Annotated in this window: 15 protein-coding genes; 10 read left to right on the top strand and 5 right to left on the bottom strand. The window is 43.9% G+C overall.

Translation table 11 applies throughout. From position 1 onward, the window contains the following. Positions 1-5: 5 nt before the first annotated feature. A complete protein-coding gene (locus IPL83_14990; protein ID MBK9040443.1) occupies positions 6-1,532 on the top strand; it encodes an AarF/ABC1/UbiB kinase family protein in 1,527 nt (508 codons plus the stop codon). An 83-nt stretch (positions 1,533-1,615) separates the two neighbouring features. Here IPL83_14990 and IPL83_14985 read toward each other — a convergent pair whose 3' ends face one another. Together IPL83_14985 and IPL83_14980 are read right to left on the bottom strand one after the other, a co-directional pair. Further along, positions 1,616-2,449, bottom strand: a complete 834-nt coding sequence (locus tag IPL83_14985; protein MBK9040442.1) for a flagellin FliC — start codon at positions 2,447-2,449, stop codon at positions 1,616-1,618. Between the two features lie 392 nt (positions 2,450-2,841). Next, complete coding sequence (locus IPL83_14980) at positions 2,842-3,690, bottom strand: flagellin FliC (GenBank protein MBK9040441.1); 849 nt, start codon at positions 3,688-3,690, stop codon at positions 2,842-2,844. A gap of 207 nt (positions 3,691-3,897) precedes the next feature. On the opposite strand from IPL83_14980, the gene IPL83_14975 reads away from it, so the two are divergent. Further along, the gene (locus IPL83_14975) at positions 3,898-5,289 is read left to right on the top strand and encodes a radical SAM protein (protein MBK9040440.1); all 1,392 of its coding nucleotides are present in this window, start codon (positions 3,898-3,900) and stop codon (positions 5,287-5,289) included. On the opposite strand, the gene IPL83_14970 is transcribed toward IPL83_14975, so the two are convergent. Both IPL83_14970 and IPL83_14965 read right to left on the bottom strand, forming a co-directional pair. Next, complete coding sequence (locus IPL83_14970) at positions 5,228-5,755, bottom strand: dihydrofolate reductase (protein ID MBK9040439.1); 528 nt, start codon at positions 5,753-5,755, stop codon at positions 5,228-5,230. The two genes, IPL83_14975 and IPL83_14970, sit on opposite strands and share 62 nt — an antisense overlap. Next, positions 5,755-6,549 carry a thymidylate synthase gene (locus IPL83_14965; protein MBK9040438.1) on the bottom strand — a complete coding sequence of 265 codons (795 nt, stop codon included), beginning with the start codon at positions 6,547-6,549 and terminating at the stop codon, positions 5,755-5,757. Before IPL83_14965 ends, IPL83_14970 begins: the two co-directional genes overlap by 1 nt. Positions 6,550-6,680: 131 nt before the next feature. Here IPL83_14965 and IPL83_14960 point away from each other — a divergent pair, with 131 nt between their 5' ends. The 8 genes from IPL83_14960 (at position 6,681) to IPL83_14925 (ending at position 14,436) form a co-directional block, all read left to right on the top strand. Continuing rightward, positions 6,681-7,988 carry an HD domain-containing protein gene (locus IPL83_14960; protein MBK9040437.1) on the top strand — a complete coding sequence of 436 codons (1,308 nt, stop codon included), beginning with the start codon at positions 6,681-6,683 and terminating at the stop codon, positions 7,986-7,988. Positions 7,989-8,089: 101 nt separating this feature from the next. Beyond that, positions 8,090-9,925, top strand: a complete 1,836-nt coding sequence (locus IPL83_14955; protein ID MBK9040436.1) for a carbamoyltransferase — start codon at positions 8,090-8,092, stop codon at positions 9,923-9,925. Between the two features lie 36 nt (positions 9,926-9,961). Continuing rightward, a complete protein-coding gene (locus IPL83_14950) occupies positions 9,962-10,204 on the top strand; it encodes a hypothetical protein (protein MBK9040435.1) in 243 nt (80 codons plus the stop codon). Between the two features lie 168 nt (positions 10,205-10,372). After that, positions 10,373-11,035, top strand: a complete 663-nt coding sequence (locus IPL83_14945; GenBank protein ID MBK9040434.1) for a hypothetical protein — start codon at positions 10,373-10,375, stop codon at positions 11,033-11,035. Positions 11,036-11,168: 133 nt separating this feature from the next. Next, positions 11,169-12,299: a hypothetical protein gene (locus IPL83_14940; protein MBK9040433.1), complete on the top strand. Its 1,131-nt coding sequence runs from the start codon at positions 11,169-11,171 to the stop codon at positions 12,297-12,299. Between the two features lie 123 nt (positions 12,300-12,422). Beyond that, a complete protein-coding gene (locus IPL83_14935) occupies positions 12,423-13,346 on the top strand; it encodes a glycosyltransferase (protein ID MBK9040432.1) in 924 nt (307 codons plus the stop codon). Between the two features lie 74 nt (positions 13,347-13,420). Beyond that, entirely contained in the window at positions 13,421-14,074 is a 654-nt protein-coding gene (locus IPL83_14930; protein ID MBK9040431.1) for a radical SAM protein, read from the top strand. Further along, the gene (locus tag IPL83_14925; GenBank protein MBK9040430.1) at positions 14,071-14,436 is read left to right on the top strand and encodes an SPASM domain-containing protein; all 366 of its coding nucleotides are present in this window, start codon (positions 14,071-14,073) and stop codon (positions 14,434-14,436) included. Before IPL83_14930 ends, IPL83_14925 begins: the two co-directional genes overlap by 4 nt. Positions 14,437-14,459: 23 nt before the next feature. On the opposite strand, the gene IPL83_14920 is transcribed toward IPL83_14925, so the two are convergent. Next, positions 14,460-16,793 (bottom strand): glycosyltransferase, encoded by a 2,334-nt coding sequence (locus tag IPL83_14920; GenBank protein ID MBK9040429.1) that lies wholly within the window; start codon positions 16,791-16,793, stop codon positions 14,460-14,462.

The raw sequence follows: 16,793 nt of genomic DNA, 5'->3' as shown, positions 1-16,793 counted from the left end.
ACAAGTTGAGTTCCCAAGAGCTAGCTGGTTTATCAACTGGCGAGAGGCTGCGCCTTTGTTTTGAAAAGTTGGGACCCGTTTTTGTCAAATTAGGTCAATTGTTGGCGACTCGCCCCGATCTTGTTCCCGCGGATGTAGCTGAAGAATTAAAGAAGCTCCATGACCAGGCTCCAACTCTCGATTTTTCACTCATGCAGGTCATTTTGGAGGAACAGTTTGGGGCCCACTTACAAGATATTTTTGAATCAATTCAACGAGAGCCAATGACTGCTGCGAGTATTGCTCAGGTTCATCGTGCAATATTGAAGGATGGCTCCCACGTTGTGGTCAAGATTCAGAGACCTGGGATTCAGGATATTATTGCTGAAGACCTGAGTATCATGTACACCCTTGCCGGATTGCTAGAGAAGCATGTTGATGAGGCTCGATTCTATTCTCCCACCGCTATCGTGAATGAATTTTTTCGCGCTCTGGAGCAGGAAACAAATTTTGTCATAGAGGCAAACAACATTCGCCGATTTCAAAGAAATTTTGCGAGTGAGCCGAGCATAAAAATTCCCAACGTATTCATGGAGTTGACCGGAAGAAAAGTGATTGTTCTTGAAGAGTTGGAGGGCGTGCCACTGAGTCACAAAAATGCTCTGGCACAGGAGGGGGTTGATCGGGAGGCCATTTTAAGAGTGGGGCTTAAGTGCTATCTAAAAATGGTTTTTACAGATGGGCTTTTTCACGGTGACCTACATGCAGGAAATCTTCTTGTATTGCCCAACAACCAGATCGGTCTCATTGATTTTGGTCTAGTGGGTCGGTTAAATAAGAAAACTCAAAATGCAATTGCCAGCATGCTGGTAGCTTTATTTACTGAAGACTATGAGCGGCTGGCTTATGAGTACGTTGATATGGCGCCTTACACCGGTCATGTGGACGTCGATCGATTTGCTAGGGATTTGCGCGATTTAATAGCTCCCTATTACGGTCTCACTCTAAAAAATGTGAATGCCGGTCGCCTTCTCCTTGACTCAACTGGAGTTGCCTCTCGCCACGAGTTAAAGCTACCGACGGAGCTTGTCTTATTTTTTAAATCGATCGTTTCTATTGAGGGGATGGGACGGATCGTGATGAAGGATTTTGACTTCTTATCCCACTCGCTTGAGTTCGCCGATGAATTGGTAAAAAATCGATATGAGACTTCAAAGGTGATGCGCGACCTGACTGCTGCTGGAAAAGATCTGAGTTCTGTCATGTCGGGATTTCCTCGGCATTTAAAACAGTACCTGAGAAAGATCAATAGTCCCTCTTATGCGATTAAGTTAGATATTTTGCAGATGACTCAAATGTCTTTGACGGTGGTAAAGTCTGCTCACACAATTTTTTTGGGTCTTGTTATTGGAGGCCTATTGATATCATCTTCGCTCTTGATGGTGATTGATCGCGGTCCAAAGGTATTTGAATTGCCTATTTTGGCGGCCTTGGGTTACGGAATTGCGTGTGCACTTGGTCTTGTTGCTTTTTATCGTTATCTCAGACCATAAAACAAGGGTCGTTGGATCAGGAATCTATGGCGGTGGCGATTTTAAAAATCACCACCGCATACCCGCTGTTAACTTCTCGTTGACTAACCCAATAGTTTGAGTGCCACCTGTTGAATTGAATTGGCCTGACTGAGTACTGAAACTCCAGCCTGTGTCAGGATTGAGTTTCTCGTCAATTCGGCAGATTCAGCTGCGACATCAGAATCACGAATTCGTGAGTTTGCTGCCGACAGATTCTCATGGGCGATGTTAAGGTTATTGATGGTGGATTGCAGACGATTCTGCATGGCCCCAAAATTTGCTCGCATCGCATTGACCGAAACCATTCCAATATCGACGGCACTCAGGCTCATCTGTGCCTGCTCCTTTGTGGCGACGGACTCGGCTGTAATTCCGAGAGCTTCGAGCGAAGAATTGGCCGCTGATGTATTAAACGAGATCCTATCTTTGAAGGGGTCATTGTTCACTCCGACTTGAATGTCCATGACTCCACCCGTTCCATTTAACAAATCATACCCATTGAATGAAGTGACTTCAGCAATTCGCTGAATCTCCGACTTGAGCTGTTGATATTCCACATCAAGGAATTTTCGTTCAACATCACCGATGGTGTCTGAAGCCGCTTGAATTGCCAGCTCACGCAGACGAATCATCATTGCCGAGACCTCATTCAATCCTCCCTCCGCTATCTGAACCAGAGAAACACCGTCTTGGGCATTTCGATTGGCTTGTCCCAAACCTCGAATTTGCGCTCGAAGATTCTCGCTGATTGCGAGTCCTGCCGCATCGTCAGCCGCTTGATTGATTCGGAAACCCGAACTCAGTCGAGCGAGAGACTGATCCATTGCTCGGTTGGTATTTACCAAGTTTCTCTGGGCATTTAGTGATGCCACATTGGTTGATATCCTTAAGGCCATAATTATCCTCCTTGCATGGCTTATCCTCCTTGATAGCTGCCTTCCATTGGCATTTGAGTGCGTCATGCACTCATTGTTTTATAAATGGTTCTTTGGAGAATCCAAAGAGCCCCATAGTCAGATCGTCATATTTGAGAAGGAGTTTAAGTCCAGATTTCCAGTATTATTTTTGATGATCCAAGAGACACTGATGCGCTCTACGGAGTCTTGCTCGTATTCCCTTGCGTTGGCTTCACTCAAATTGGAAACCGCCACTATGAATAGGGCGGTTTCCCGCAGGAAACAGTAGACATTCGTTCAAGTACCCACCGACTATTTGCCGGGGAGGCGGGAGCCTAACTCCGCGCCCGTGAGCTAAAGTTCGTGAACCTAAAGTACACTCAGTAATTTAATTAACTACCGAGTGAGCGGTTCAAGAGACCCAGTGCAACTTGTGCAGATTGATTTGCTTGTGCGAGAACCGAAGTGCCAGCATTCAAAAGGATATTGTTCCTTGTGAGTTCGCCTGTTTCTTCGGCAATATCCGCGTCGCGAATCCGGCTGTTGGCTGCAGACATGTTTTCGATCGATACCGCAATGTTGTTCAGCGATGACTGCAGCCTGTTTTGGATGGCTCCAAAATCAGCTCGCATTGCTGAAACACTCACAATTGCTGAATCGATAGCACTTAAACTGTTCTGAGCCGAGGCCTTATCTGCCACACTAGTTAAATTCACCCCTAAAGCAGCTGCATTAGAGTCTGCTTTTGAAGCGTCAAAACTTAAGCGATCAATGTTTGGATCGTTACGAGTGCCAACCTGAAAATCAAGTATTGAGCCCGTTCCGCTCAACAATTGAGTTCCATTGAATTCAGTTCCATCGGCAATGCGATCAACCTCGGATACGAGTTGATCATATTCGACGTTGAGGAACTGTCTCTCCACTGGTCCGATCGTATCAGAAGCCGCTTGCACAGCAAGCTCCCTCAGTCGAATCAATATGGAGCTGACCTCGTTCAGACCACCTTCTGCAACTTGGACAAGTGAAATGCCGTCCTGGGCATTTCGTGAAGCTTGTTTCAAGCCACGTGTTTGGGCTCTGAGGTTCTCGCTGATTGCGAGTCCGGCCGCATCGTCCCCGGCTCTATTGATTCTAAAGCCAGACGACAATCTTTCCAGACTCTTGTCGAGTGCGAGTTTGGTGCCCATCAAATTTCTTTGGGCATTTAGACTCGCGGTATTGGTGTTGATTCTTAAACCCATTTTCCTCCTCCTTGAAGAACACGGCATCACTTTGTGAAGCCAACAGATCAATCTTTGATCTGAGGGTTGCTATTCTCTCAATAAACTCATCGGCGTCTCATTGCGAGGCTTAATAGATTGCAATGAGATCTGGTCTTTGGCATTGAACTGATGATGAATTTCTGATTTTATAGCTTCATTTTAAGGGCAAACTGAGTGGGAGGAGCCTTGGGTGATATGAGTGACGATGATTTTAAACCTAACCGAGGTGATCGCGTATCTCCGACCTTTTGCGTTCTTCCTTGGATTCATCGATTCACAAACGTCGGCGGTGAGGTTCAGGTTTGTTGTGTGAGTGAGGAGTACAATAGTAACAATCTTGATCAGAATGGAATCCCGATCAATATCAGTAGGATTCATGATGACGAAGTTTTGATGAATACCAATTTTATGAAGTCACTCAGAGTTCAACAGATGAAGGGGGAGTGGTCTAGGATCTGTGAAAGGTGTCGAATCACAGAAAATAATGGGGGGTTCAGTCGTCGTCAGTTTGAGAACGCAACCTATCATCAGTTTATCACACGGGCCATCAATGACACTCGACCCGATGGAGGAATTAAAGTCAGAATTCGATCCGCCGACTACAGATTGGGAAATCTTTGCAATTTGGCATGTCGAATGTGTAATCCTCGCTCTTCTTCCAAGTGGATCAAGGATTGGGGGAAGATCGATCAGGAATGGTTTGGTCAATCCGAATCTGAATTGGATCAGTATCGTCGCTATCGCTATTATGAAGATCCTCAAATTTGGGAGAGTTTTAGGAAGCAAATTCCGTACCTCAGGCACCTTCATTTTGCAGGTGGTGAGCCTATGATCGTTGCCCAAATGATCTGGGTGATGAGGATGTGTATTGAAGAAGGAAGGGCGAAAAATATTTGGATCTCCTACAACACCAACATGACGATTATTCCAGATGAGGTAAAGGAACTGTGGCCTCATTTCAACCACATCCGAATTTATGCAAGTGTTGACGCCTATGGGAGCCTAAATGACTACATTCGCTTTCCAGCAAAGTGGAAGACCGTTGAAAAAAATCTTTTAGACCTTGAACAGAATTTTGAGAAGTATGGGATACGATTGGTTCTGATCAACACGACGGTTCAGATGTATAACGTCACTCAACTTGATCGTTTATTTGAATATTTGAGTCAGTTTGAGCGAATCATTCCGATTCCCAAGTTAGTAAATCTCCATCATCCCTATCATTATCGAACCCAAGTGTTACCTCAAGAACTAAAGACCTTGGCCAAGGAGCGTTTGCTTATTACGAGGGCTGAAGCAGAAAAAGTAATGAGGCGTCGAGTGAGAATGAAGAGGTATCGGTTCTACCTCGATCTTGTCGACGAGGCGATTGAATTTATGGAGAGTGAGGATCGTCAGCAGTTAATTCCAAGCTTCATGAGAGCCGCTTCTTCTAAAGATGCGCTTCGAAATGAAAACCTTTTTGAGGTAATTCCTGAATTTAATATTTTGAAAAACTATCTCTTTCACGAGCCTTTCAGCAAAGGCTCAAATAATCCTTCGATGAGCGAGGAGATGGGATTCGTTCAAGTGTTATGAAAGAAAAGGGCAAGGGTTCCTCTCTATCTGAGCGAGAAGTCTCTATAAATTTGGTTTTATCAGGCTGAGGGTAGAAAGTATCACCCTGAATTTCTTGATGGATTCTCGTCAGGTAAATGCGCTCCACAAGCTCCATTGATTGCGTAAAGATTTCTCCGCCTCCAACGATAAACACTTCGTTACCCCAAGTGAGGACCTCCTTTTGACAGTGGGCCAGTGCCTCAATTAAATCTGCAAAAACCAAGGTTCCCTCGGGTTGATAATTCTTTTGTCGGGTCACAATGATATTGAGACGCTTGGGAAGTGGACGGCCAATTGATTCAAAGGTCTTTCGACCCATGATGATCGCGTGTCCAAGAGTTTTTTCTTTAAAAAATTTCAGATCTTCAGGTAAATGCCAAGGGAGGCCACCGTCGCGACCAATGACTCCATTTGTTGCTGCTGCCACGATGTGAGAAATAGTGATCACACTGATACCTCGGCCTTAATATGGGGGTGTGGCTCATACCCAACGAGTTGAAAGTCGTCATATTTAAAACCGAATATATTTTTAACTTCAGGATTGATCGTCATCTGGGGAGGCTTTTTAGGTACACGCGTGAGCTGCAGACGGGCCTGATCCAGGTGATTGAGGTAGAGGTGAGCATCGCCGAGAGTATGAATAAATTCACCTGGTATGAGGTCGCAGACCTGAGCCACCATCAGCGTAAGTAGGCTGTAGCTTGCGATATTAAAAGGGACTCCTAAAAAGACATCAGCACTTCTTTGGTACATCTGGCAACTCAAGCGACGGTTTGCCACGTAAAACTGAAAGAGTGCATGGCAGGGCGGCAGTGCCATTTTATCTATTTCACCAGGATTGTAGGCAACCACCATCAGGCGGCGTGAATCCGGAAAATTCTTAATTTGTTCGACAAGTTGGGTGATTTGGTCGATGACTTGACCATCTGGAGTTTTCCATGATCTCCACTGGGCTCCATAGACGGGTCCAAGATTCCCTTCCTCATCAGCCCAATCATCCCAGATGCTGACTTTATTGTCCTTCAGGTAGCCAATATTCGTGTCGCCTGAAAGAAACCAAAGCAATTCGTGAATAATCGACCGCAAATGAAGCTTTTTAGTTGTAAGCAGTGGAAATCCATCTTGTAAGTCAAAACGCATTTGGTGACCAAAAACGCTGAGAGTCCCGGTTCCAGTTCTATCTGATTTTTCTGTACCGCGATCTAGGATGTGAGAGACTAAATTTAGGTAGGGCGTCATCTGGGTTCCTCAATTTTTTGGGCGAGCATAACCTGCCCTCAGGCAAGTTCCAAGATCAGTTGAACCTTGTTTGCTCGGCGCGACATATCTGATAGTGAAGAGATGAGTTTTGGCTGAATGAAGGAGAGAGAATGGAAATTCGAGACCCAATTCATGGATCATTGAGTTTTGAGGAGAGTGAGATTGCGGTGATCGATCACTTGGCCTATCAGAGGCTCAGAGCGATCAAGCAATTGGGATTCATGGAATTCAGTTTTCCAGGAGCCACCCATAACCGATACTTGCATTCTCTTGGGGTCTGTCACTTGGCTGGTCGCGCTTTTGATCAGATTTTTGGGAATTATCCTTTTCCAAATAGCGCAACGGGTCGTAGATTGAGACAATGTATGCGTTTGGCGGCCTTGCTGCATGACATAGGCCATGGCCCGCTAAGTCATACGATTGAGGAGGTCATGCCTCCACTGAAGGACCTGAACATCTCGGCCTATCAGCACCGGCGGTTAAAGCCTGCCACTGCCAATCAAACATTGGTACAGGCCAACCACGAGGATTACACGATCAAGTTTATCACAGATTCTTCTTTGACCTCTGTCTTGAAGGCTCAATTTCCGGATATCTCCCCCTTACATATCGCCTGCCTTGTAGACAAATCTCTGAAGTGTCCGGATGATTTTTTTCTCGTTGGAGACCATGAATTCAGGACGATCTTAAGCCAGATTGTGAGCTCAGAATTGGACGTTGATCGCATGGATTATTTGGAACGCGATGCCTATTTCTGTGGGACAAACTATGGCCGAGTTGAATTGGGTTGGTTGATTGGAAATCTAACTTACCATGAAAAAGAGGGGGATTTACACCTTGCGCTCAATCGCAGGGCTCTCTACACTTTTGACGATTTTCTTCTGGCCCGTCATCATATGCATTTGATGGTTTATTTTCACCATAAGAGCATCATCTTTGAAGAAATGTTGATGCGATATTTGATAAGTGAAGATTGTGAGTTTTTTCTGCCTTCAAATATCGAGGATTATATTGGTTATACAGACTACGCACTCTTTCAGCACTTGGCGCAGGTCGATAATCCCTGGGCGAGGCGAGTTGCCGAACGACGGCCATTTAAAATGCTATTTGAATTTCACTCCACTGAAGAAAATTCTCGAACAGAGGACATGGAGATTTTTTTAAATGGAGAAGGCATAGAAACCGTATTTGCGAGTTCAACAGCGCGCCTCAGCAAGTATCATAGTCCGAGTGAAATTGAGCGTGAAACTCAGATATATGTCGTCGATCAGTATGATCGACACTCAAAACCATATCCCATCGAGGAGTCGACACAAATTTTTCAGAAATACGGAGAGATTCGCCGCATTGAGAGAATTTATGTAGCCCCTGAGAATTTTGATCGTGGTGAGGAGATCCTTACGAAAAATGATTTGTAAACCGAAGGGACTCAGTTGTTCTTCTTTCAGAAGAATAGATTGTTTGTTGAAATATCTCTTGCTAGCCTCAAAAGGTGATTTTTTTCTCAAGGAATGAGTAAATGTATATTCTGGGTCTTTCTTGCTATTACCATGATAGTGCTGCAGTTCTGATTAAAGACGGGGAAATCATTGCGGCAGCCCAAGAGGAGAGATTTACTCGAGTCAAACATGATCCTTCCTTTCCGACACAAGCCATTCGATTTTGTCTGAGCGAGGCGGGGATTGATCTCAAAAAAATCAGTTATATTAGTTATTACGATAAGCCCTTTATAACTTTCGAACGACTTTTGGAAACTTACATTGCAACGGCCCCAAGGGGTCTGCGATCCTTTGTGACGGCGATGCCAACCTGGTTAAAAGAGAAGTTGAACCTCAAGTGGCTTTTAAAAAGGCAACTGAGAGAAATTGAGCCAGGTCTAAAAACACATGAACTGCCACCACTGCTTTTCTCTCGTCATCATTTGTCTCATGCAGCAAGCGCCTTTTACCCAAGTCCCTATGAAAATGCCGCGGTTCTGTGTCTTGACGGAGTGGGAGAATGGGCCACCACTTCAGTTTGGACGGGTGCAGGAAAGGATCTTGTGCCGGAGTGGGAAATCCGATTTCCCCATTCTTTGGGTCTATTGTATTCTGCCTTTACTTATTTTGCGGGATTTAAGGTCAACTCTGGAGAATACAAATTGATGGGTCTAGCTCCCTACGGAGAGCCCACCTACGTCAACCTGATTCGCGATCATCTCATTGACATAAAAGAAGACGGCACTTTTCGTTTAAATATGGATTATTTTGGGTTCGCCACTGGCTTAAAGATGACCAACAAAAAATTCAATTCTCTTTTTGGAGGGCCGGAGAGAGCCAAAGATTCTCTTTTGACTTTGCGCGAGATGGACATTGCCAAATCTATTCAGGTTGTCACCGAAGAAATTATATTGAAACTCGCCAGAACAATACGAAAAGAAACAAAACAGAAATATCTTTGCCTGGCGGGCGGAGTGGCTTTGAATTGTGTAGCAAATGGAGAATTGGCTCGCCAAAGGATCTTTGATGGTCTTTGGGTTCAGCCAGCGGCAGGGGATGCCGGGGGAGCTTTGGGTGCGGCGCTCTGCGTTTGGCATCAACACTTGGGCCGCGAGCGAAAAGTCGACAAGAAAGACAAAATGAAAGGTTCGTATTTAGGACCTCACTTCGATTCTTCGGCTATACAGAAGTTTTTGGATCAACAGAATGCAAAATATGTTCGACTCGGAGATCAAGATTTAATTGCTGAGGTTGCTCGTTTGCTAGCAGAAGGTCATATCATAGGATGGCATCAGGGCCGGATGGAGTTTGGCCCACGCGCCTTGGGAAATAGATCTATCTTGGGAGATCCGCGGAATCCTTTGATGCAGGCAACAATGAATTTAAAGATTAAATTTCGTGAATCTTTCAGACCATTTGCTCCCGCCGTTTTGGCTGACAAATCCAGTGAGATATTCTCAATAAATGAGTCAAATCCATATATGATGATCGTGGGTCATGTCGCCGAGGCCTGGAGAAAACCCGTTGCGGAAGCAGAGAAACCACAGCGTGGACTTGACTTGCTAAAAGTCCAGAGATCGAGGGTTCCGGCGATCACTCATGTCGACTATTCGGCGAGAGTTCAATCTGTTTACCGAGAAACAAATCCTTTGTTCTATGATTTGATTAAGGCTTTTGAGCAAAGGACAAATACCCCCTTACTGGTAAACACATCCTTTAATGTGCGCGGAGAACCTATTGTTTGCGATCCAAAGGAAGCGTACAATTGTTTCATGGGTACAGATATTGATTATTTGGTTTTGGGCTCATTTCTTTTAGAAAAGAGTGCGCAGCCTGGAAAAACTGAGGATTTTGTGCAGGTTTATGGTGATGATTGAGTTTTCTAGACTTTTCGATGGAGCAAATTGAGTAATATGAGTGACATGAGCAGCTTGAAGCGCATTTATCATCTTTGGATGAAGTTTAGCGAAATCTTGGGTGGGATTGTCTCAGGATTTTGGCTGTCCATATTTTACTGTTCAATTATTACTCCTGTTGGGCTCTTATGGCGTCTTTTGGGGCACGATCCACTTCAAGTAAAGTGGGAAAAAGGAAGAGTGAGTTACCGAGAAATCAGTGATAAATTGGATCCACAACACATGGAGTTTCCCTATTGATAAAAGATCTTCTTGTAGACCTCTGGGGCTTTATGAAAGTTCGCAAGAAATTTTGGTTAGCACCCATTATTTTGGTGATGGTACTTTTGGGTCTCCTACTTATTTTTGCCCAAACGAGTCCTTTGGCGCCATTTGTTTACCCACTTTTTTAGAGCAGGGTTAAACGGAGTGACGAGACTGAAGGCGGCTATTGAAGGGCTTTCAAGGTTCTTTGGTTTTTACCAGTGGGCTTTGGTCGCTTTTTCGTGTTGTCTTTTTTTATGGCTTTCACAAAAAATCTATTTTGCGGATTCTGAGCTTTTTTCTCTATTGATCACGAGATCCACCGAGACCATAGATCGCGGGCAGGCCTATAAATTGCTGTTTTCTGTGTTTCTTCGATTCATTTCTCTGTTTGAATTTCATGAGGCCAATTCAATTCTCTTTTCAAGATTTATTTTTGGTCTCGTTGGAGTTTTAAATCTTGTCTTGGCTGCATCCCTCTACCGGATGGTTTTTCGTCGCCCCCGCTTAGAGGCCGTGACCATTCTTTTCATTTTGGGATTCAGCTTTTATGTAGAGCGAGGATTTAGGGTCAGGGCCGACAATTTAGCTGCGACCTGGCATCTTCTCATCATTTGGTATTATTTTAAATACTGGCTTTATCGAAAGGAAGGCGAGGCTCCCGGAAGTTTACAGATTTTGGGTCTTGTTCTTTTGGAGAGTCTTTTATTGGCGACGACGATAAAGGGAACAGTTATATTCGTCTCCTTACATGTCCTCTATTTTGTCAGTATTCAGGGAGTTCACTCACAAAGGCGGAGGGGAGCTAAAGGCTGGGGTTCTGCGTAAGCTACGAGCAGAACTTGACCTATTCTTGATCGGATTGATCTTAATTCAATATTTTGGGTTTAAAACAGATTTTTTTGAGGTTTTCTTTGGCACTATCGATTATTTGTCCGAATCGATAGGTCATGGAGCAGGGATGCCCGAATATTTTTCTCCCGAATCTTTTTTTCATGTTCGGTATTTCTTGCAGGAAAATGTGGTCTGGAGTTTGTTTGTTTATTTGCCAATTGTGTTTGCAGTTGCTCGAATGGTTCGCCGATTTTTTTCTGGAAAGAACTGGGCTGACCGTATCTCTTCCTACTATTTGTACTGTTTTTTCCTTATTTGCATTTTTGTTATTTTTCCAGAGAAATATCCATTTCTATTAGTTGGTTTACTTCCTGTGTTGAGTCTTCCCGGAGTTCGTTTTGTCACCTATATCTTTTTTAAATTAACCTACCTGGTTAAGTCTTGGAGTCCTGGATTTTCAAAGCGGTACAAATATGCTGAGATCCTGGTCGTAGGATTATGCCTGTTATCTATTGGATGGTCCGTGACTCGGGTCTTTTCGCGGAGCGGGAATTGGGATCAGATACAGTTTATTGAAGACATGACACGATATTTCAATAATCAGGGTCGGGTGCGCTATTATGATGTCGTTGGCAGTCTTCCCGATCACGAGGCCGTTTTGGCCTTTGTTGGGCCTAACCAGGGTTCACAAAATAGGGATGCTTTTTCTCAATTGATTGAAGCTTCTCCGAGCTTTATTTTTTACACGAAAAAGATGAATTTTCTAGAACCGCAGATCAGTGGTCTGCTGAGTCGGTCCTATTTGCCGTTTGGTAATGGTGTGTATGCACGCGGAGCAAAATTTAAAATTGACGAAAACAGAACAGTGGCGACAGATTGGATGGGAAAATCTTACAGAAAGGTCAGCCTGGTTGATCTTGACAGAGTGATTCGCTTAATAGAAGCGCCATCCTTCGCAGTGCCAGAGTATGCTGAACCACGTGATCTTGTTCCTTCAATATTTGGTCGATCGGTGTACTTTTATTCAATTCCCAATAATGGCGCATTCGCTCCGCTCGACGACCTGATGGTCGAGAGATCGGACGGATTCGTCAGTGCTTATGATGATTCAATGTCCTGGGGAACCGTGAGAGAAAAATTTCAGTACTTTTTGATCTCCGCCGAGGTTCCTGAAATTGGCATTTCAGCTCATCCACCTCTTGATTTTACTATCCGAGAGAACTTATTTTTTCTCTTTGCCTATGACAAAAATTTCTAAGCTAAAACGGATAAATTTGTAGTTTTCTCCTATTCTTTCGAACAAGCATTGATTCAATTTTGATTTTGATGGAGAGTATTTGCCATCCACTTATGCAAGTGAACAGAATGGGACGGAGGAAATTTGCATATTTCAGTTATCATCCCGACGTCTGGTCGGTGTGAAACCTTGAAAAAGTCTCTCACTTCTCTCAGGGAGAATATCCCTGTTGGACCGTCATTTGAAGTTCTTGTCGTGTGCAATCCCTGTAATCTAAAAGTAAAAGGGGTGGTTGAAAGCTTTAACGGTTGCAATTTTCCGGTAAAGTATATTGGCTCAAATAGAGTTGGAACGAATCGGGCAAGAAATTTGGGAGTTGAGCATTCAAGGGGAGAGAATCTTTTGTTTCTTGACGATGATGTCCAAATTCCTCATTTCCAATTTTGGACTGGATTGTGGAAGCTCGTTTTGGAAAGTGTTTCTGAGGTGGCGGCGGGCGGTTACTATCTGATCAGGCCTGAGGCAAAGATCTCTGAGATCATATACAATGCTGCTGCCGGACTCTGGTTGATGAAATGTCGAGCAGGAAAGAATGTGTGGAATCCTGTGCTTCTGGGAGGCTGCTTCCTCGTAGGACGGCAGTTGTTTCAGAGAGCAGGTGGGTTTGCGGAAGCTGCGCAGGATGCGGGGGAAGAGGATCGGTTGTGTGAGCGGCTGAATTTGCTGGGTTGTCCTCCTTTGTTGCTCGATGAACTCTCGGTTGTCCATGAATTTCAAGGTGGGTTTCGGAGGCTTTTTACAAATGCTTTTCGTCATGGAGTTGCTAAAGTTCAATCAAATCGAATTGGAAAATCAGCATTGTCTTTGAAACAGACCTGGGCGCTGGTGGGCAAAATTATGAACCTTCATTGCATTGGTTTGCGCACTTCAAAAGGCTGCACCCTGATTGCGGGGCTATTTTTCTATTATTTGGTTCTAAATATTGGTTTCTGGAAGAGGACCCTCATTCTTGAGAAGATGCTTATTTGGGAGAGGAAAAGATCAACTTTTGTGAAGGGAACTGTATAGTCATGGCTTGGAGTTCAGCAAAAAAGATATTTCAGTTTTCTAGTTCAAAACCAAATGAGGGAAACAGGCATTTGATGAAAAAGGATGAAGCGGTTGATATCTCCCTGGCGTATCCCAAGGAGATTCGGATCGAGGCTTCGTCGTATTGTCAACTGAAGTGCCCGTCTTGCCCGACATCTCAAGGTCTCATACACAAGAGCGTCGTGGGTTCAAAATTCCTAAAAATAGATGATTTTAAGCGGATCGTTGACGGGGCGGATTGGCTTAAGGAAATTGAACTATCAAATTGGGGCGAAATTTTTCTCAATCCAGATATTGTTAAAATAATGAACTACGCATTCAAGAGAAAAATTGAGCTAGTGGCCTATAATGGCGTCAATTTTAACAACGTATCGGAGGAGGCACTTGAAGGCTTGGTGAAGTATCGGGTCAAGGCCTTGACCTGTTCTATAGATGGAGCCTCGCAGGAAACTTATGTACAATACCGGGTAAGAGGGAATTTTGATCGAGTTATAGCGAACATCCGCCGTCTAAACGATTTCAAAACGGCCTACAGAAGTCCCCTTCCACGGCTGACTTGGCAATTTGTGATGTTTCAACACAACAAGCATGAACTGAATCGGGCCAAAGAACTGGCTTCTGAACTTGGTATGGAATTTTATACCAAGGTCTCTTGGGATGAAAAATTGGCAGCTAAAAATGATGAAGGTGAGGTCATTCAGGTATGAGCGAAGAAATTGATTCTGTCGATCAAGAGCAATCCTTGGCTGAAACTATTGTTCGCTTGGAGGCCAATAAAAATCAGTATTATAAGGGAATATGTTATCAGCTATGGACTCAACCACAAATTCACGCTGACGGAAAAATACTGGGCTGCTGTGCTAATTATTGGGGAGATTTTGGGAGTGTATTTGACTATCCAAGTTTATTTGAAGCTATTAACAATGAAAAAATGCGATATGGTCGCCGGATGTTGGCTGGGGAGGCAATGGAACGTGCAGATATCCCTTGTACCAACTGCCATCATTTTAAAGCCATTAAAGAAATGAAAAATTGGGTTACAGTTCAAGAGGTCAGCGAATCCCTCTGAGGTTTTGTCTTTTATGAGAACTTTTAAATGCTTTTCTCCATATTTTGCCCTAGAATTCGTTTTCGGTATTGATAACTCAATACATAAAAAGGCTTTCTGAGAGGCAGAGATAAGTCAAAGGCCAGCCATAATCCTGGTATAAGAATTTTGTGGAAGAACCCTCGTACTCCGATTTGATAAAAGGGAACTGCGATTTTCCATTTTAAAGTGCCCCAAACTTTGCAATAGAGAAATCCTCTCAATTCGAACAACCGCCAAAAAACCCAATTCTTGAAGATGCTCAAAATGAGTAAAAGACTTTTTATCCGCCAGAAAGACCAACAGAGTGAAGGCCAAACAATCCGCCAGTAAAGACGAATGAACGGGTTGTCATATACGGAATGAACACTTTTGTAATAGGTCGGCATGAGACCCTTGTAATACACGGGCATAAGACCCTTGTAATACGCGGGCATAACGATTTTCCAACGGATCGTGCCAAGAATTTTCCAGCGTAAAAGATGGGAAAGACCATAGCTACGCCAATAAAGCCAATTTGAGATCACTTTGCCTCGCCAGAGGAGCCAGCAAGCACTTGGCCAAATGATGCCCCAATAAGTTCTGCGAAGGAGCCCCCCTGTGAGGCGAACTCCTGATTTTGGCGCGGGATGAAGTAAGAACCACATCATCCTCCATTTCATCATCTGCAGGTAATGGGAAAACCAAAACGAGGTGCTATGTTTGCTCATCGTCGGAAGAGAAATTGTAAAAGACTCAGTTGGTGCCAAAAGGCCTCGAAAGTCTTGATAGGCAGAATCATCGAGAGAGTGGTGAAAAAAGATCCGACAGGTCTTTGCCAAAATCATTTGGCGGCGCACAGGAGATCTTTCATATTCTGATTGGGAGGGAGGTGGGTGCAAATGGTAAAGGGCCATATCGCTCAATAAGAAGCGAGCACCGTCTTTAGCCAATCGATAACCAAGATCGACATCTTCAAATCCATAGTAGAGAAAGGTTTTTCTAAACCATCCAAGTCTCTTAAAATCGGCTGTTTTTATGGCCAGTGAATGAGTGCAGGTGTATTTCCAATGATTGTGAAGCGTATTCCAATCACTCGAATTTTGAAACGAAGCCCAATAAGGATCTTCAGGGTAGGTATCAATCTCAGGATCAATGAGATTGTAGCTCGTCAATTCATTGCTGACATCTTCATTAAGAAAAAGACGCTTCCCTTGAACAACTTCGTATTCATTCATTTTTGAAATAAGATCGGAGAGATAGTTCGCCGGGATCAACATATCAGAATCTAAAAAAAGGAGAATGCGACCCCGAGAATGTTTGACTCCAACATTCCTGGCTATCCCTGCTCGAAATTGGCTATCGCCGCGCTTTCGAGGAGTTAACCTTGAAAAAAACAGAAATTTAAAATTTCTTTGATTTTGAAAGGGTGTGACAAATTTAAAAAAATCCTCTTGGGTTCCATCATTGCTTCCATCGTCAACAACAATAACCTCATACTTATCTGGACTCAGGCTTTGCTTAAAAATATGACGAACAACATTTTTAATGTAACTTTTGCAATTGAAGCTTGGGATAATCACAGAAACTTCAATCGATTCAGTCATGGCAACTTGTGATTCAAAAGAAGGCTTCAGTTCGGGTTCTAAATCTCGGTCCGATGGGATGTGTGGTTCAAAGATATCCACGCCCTTCGGACCTCGAATCGACAGATGCTTGCCCTTTCGTCTCACTTGATTCGATATTTTCCTCAATGACTCATGGATACTGGGAGTGAGAAACATTCTGCGAGTTTCAACAGGATCGAGAGGAAAGTAGAAGTGAAGCTGATTTAAAACCGGTTGAGGAAGTTGAGAGACGTATTTTGCAAGGCCGCCAAAGCTTTCGCCAACAAGAGTATAGTAGACATACCGAAGTGAAGACGAGGCGTAGTTGATAAATTCATTTTCAGCAACTCCGGGCCGACCGAGGATAAGGTTCAGAAGAAGCCCCTGTTCGACCAACTTGATGAGAGTGTCTCGAAATTCACTCACCCAAACTATTGCGGATACCTGTGTAAATACCTTAAGGCCACGTTGTTTTGCCGCATTAATGATTTCCAGGGCGTCATCTTGCAGCACAAGGTAGCAAGGAAAAATCACCCCTAAATATTCACCCCTCTTTGCTTTATCTAGACTAAGGAAAATCTCTGACCGTGATTTGTTCTCGCTGAGACTCCCAGTTTCAAAGCATTTTCCACAGAGGCACTTCTCTTCTTGAGAAAAGGGCAAAAAATAGAGTCGACCTTGCCAATCGTCAATGTCGTTATACGAGCTAGGTTCACTGTTTAATGGATCTAGAGCTGCGGGACCTCGTTGCAT

The organism is Bdellovibrionales bacterium, from assembly GCA_016716765.1.
Taxonomy (GTDB): domain Bacteria; phylum Bdellovibrionota; class Bdellovibrionia; order Bdellovibrionales; family UBA1609; genus JADJVA01.
The sequence above is the reverse complement of the archived record's forward strand: the minus strand, read 5'-3'. Positions and strand labels throughout refer to the sequence as shown.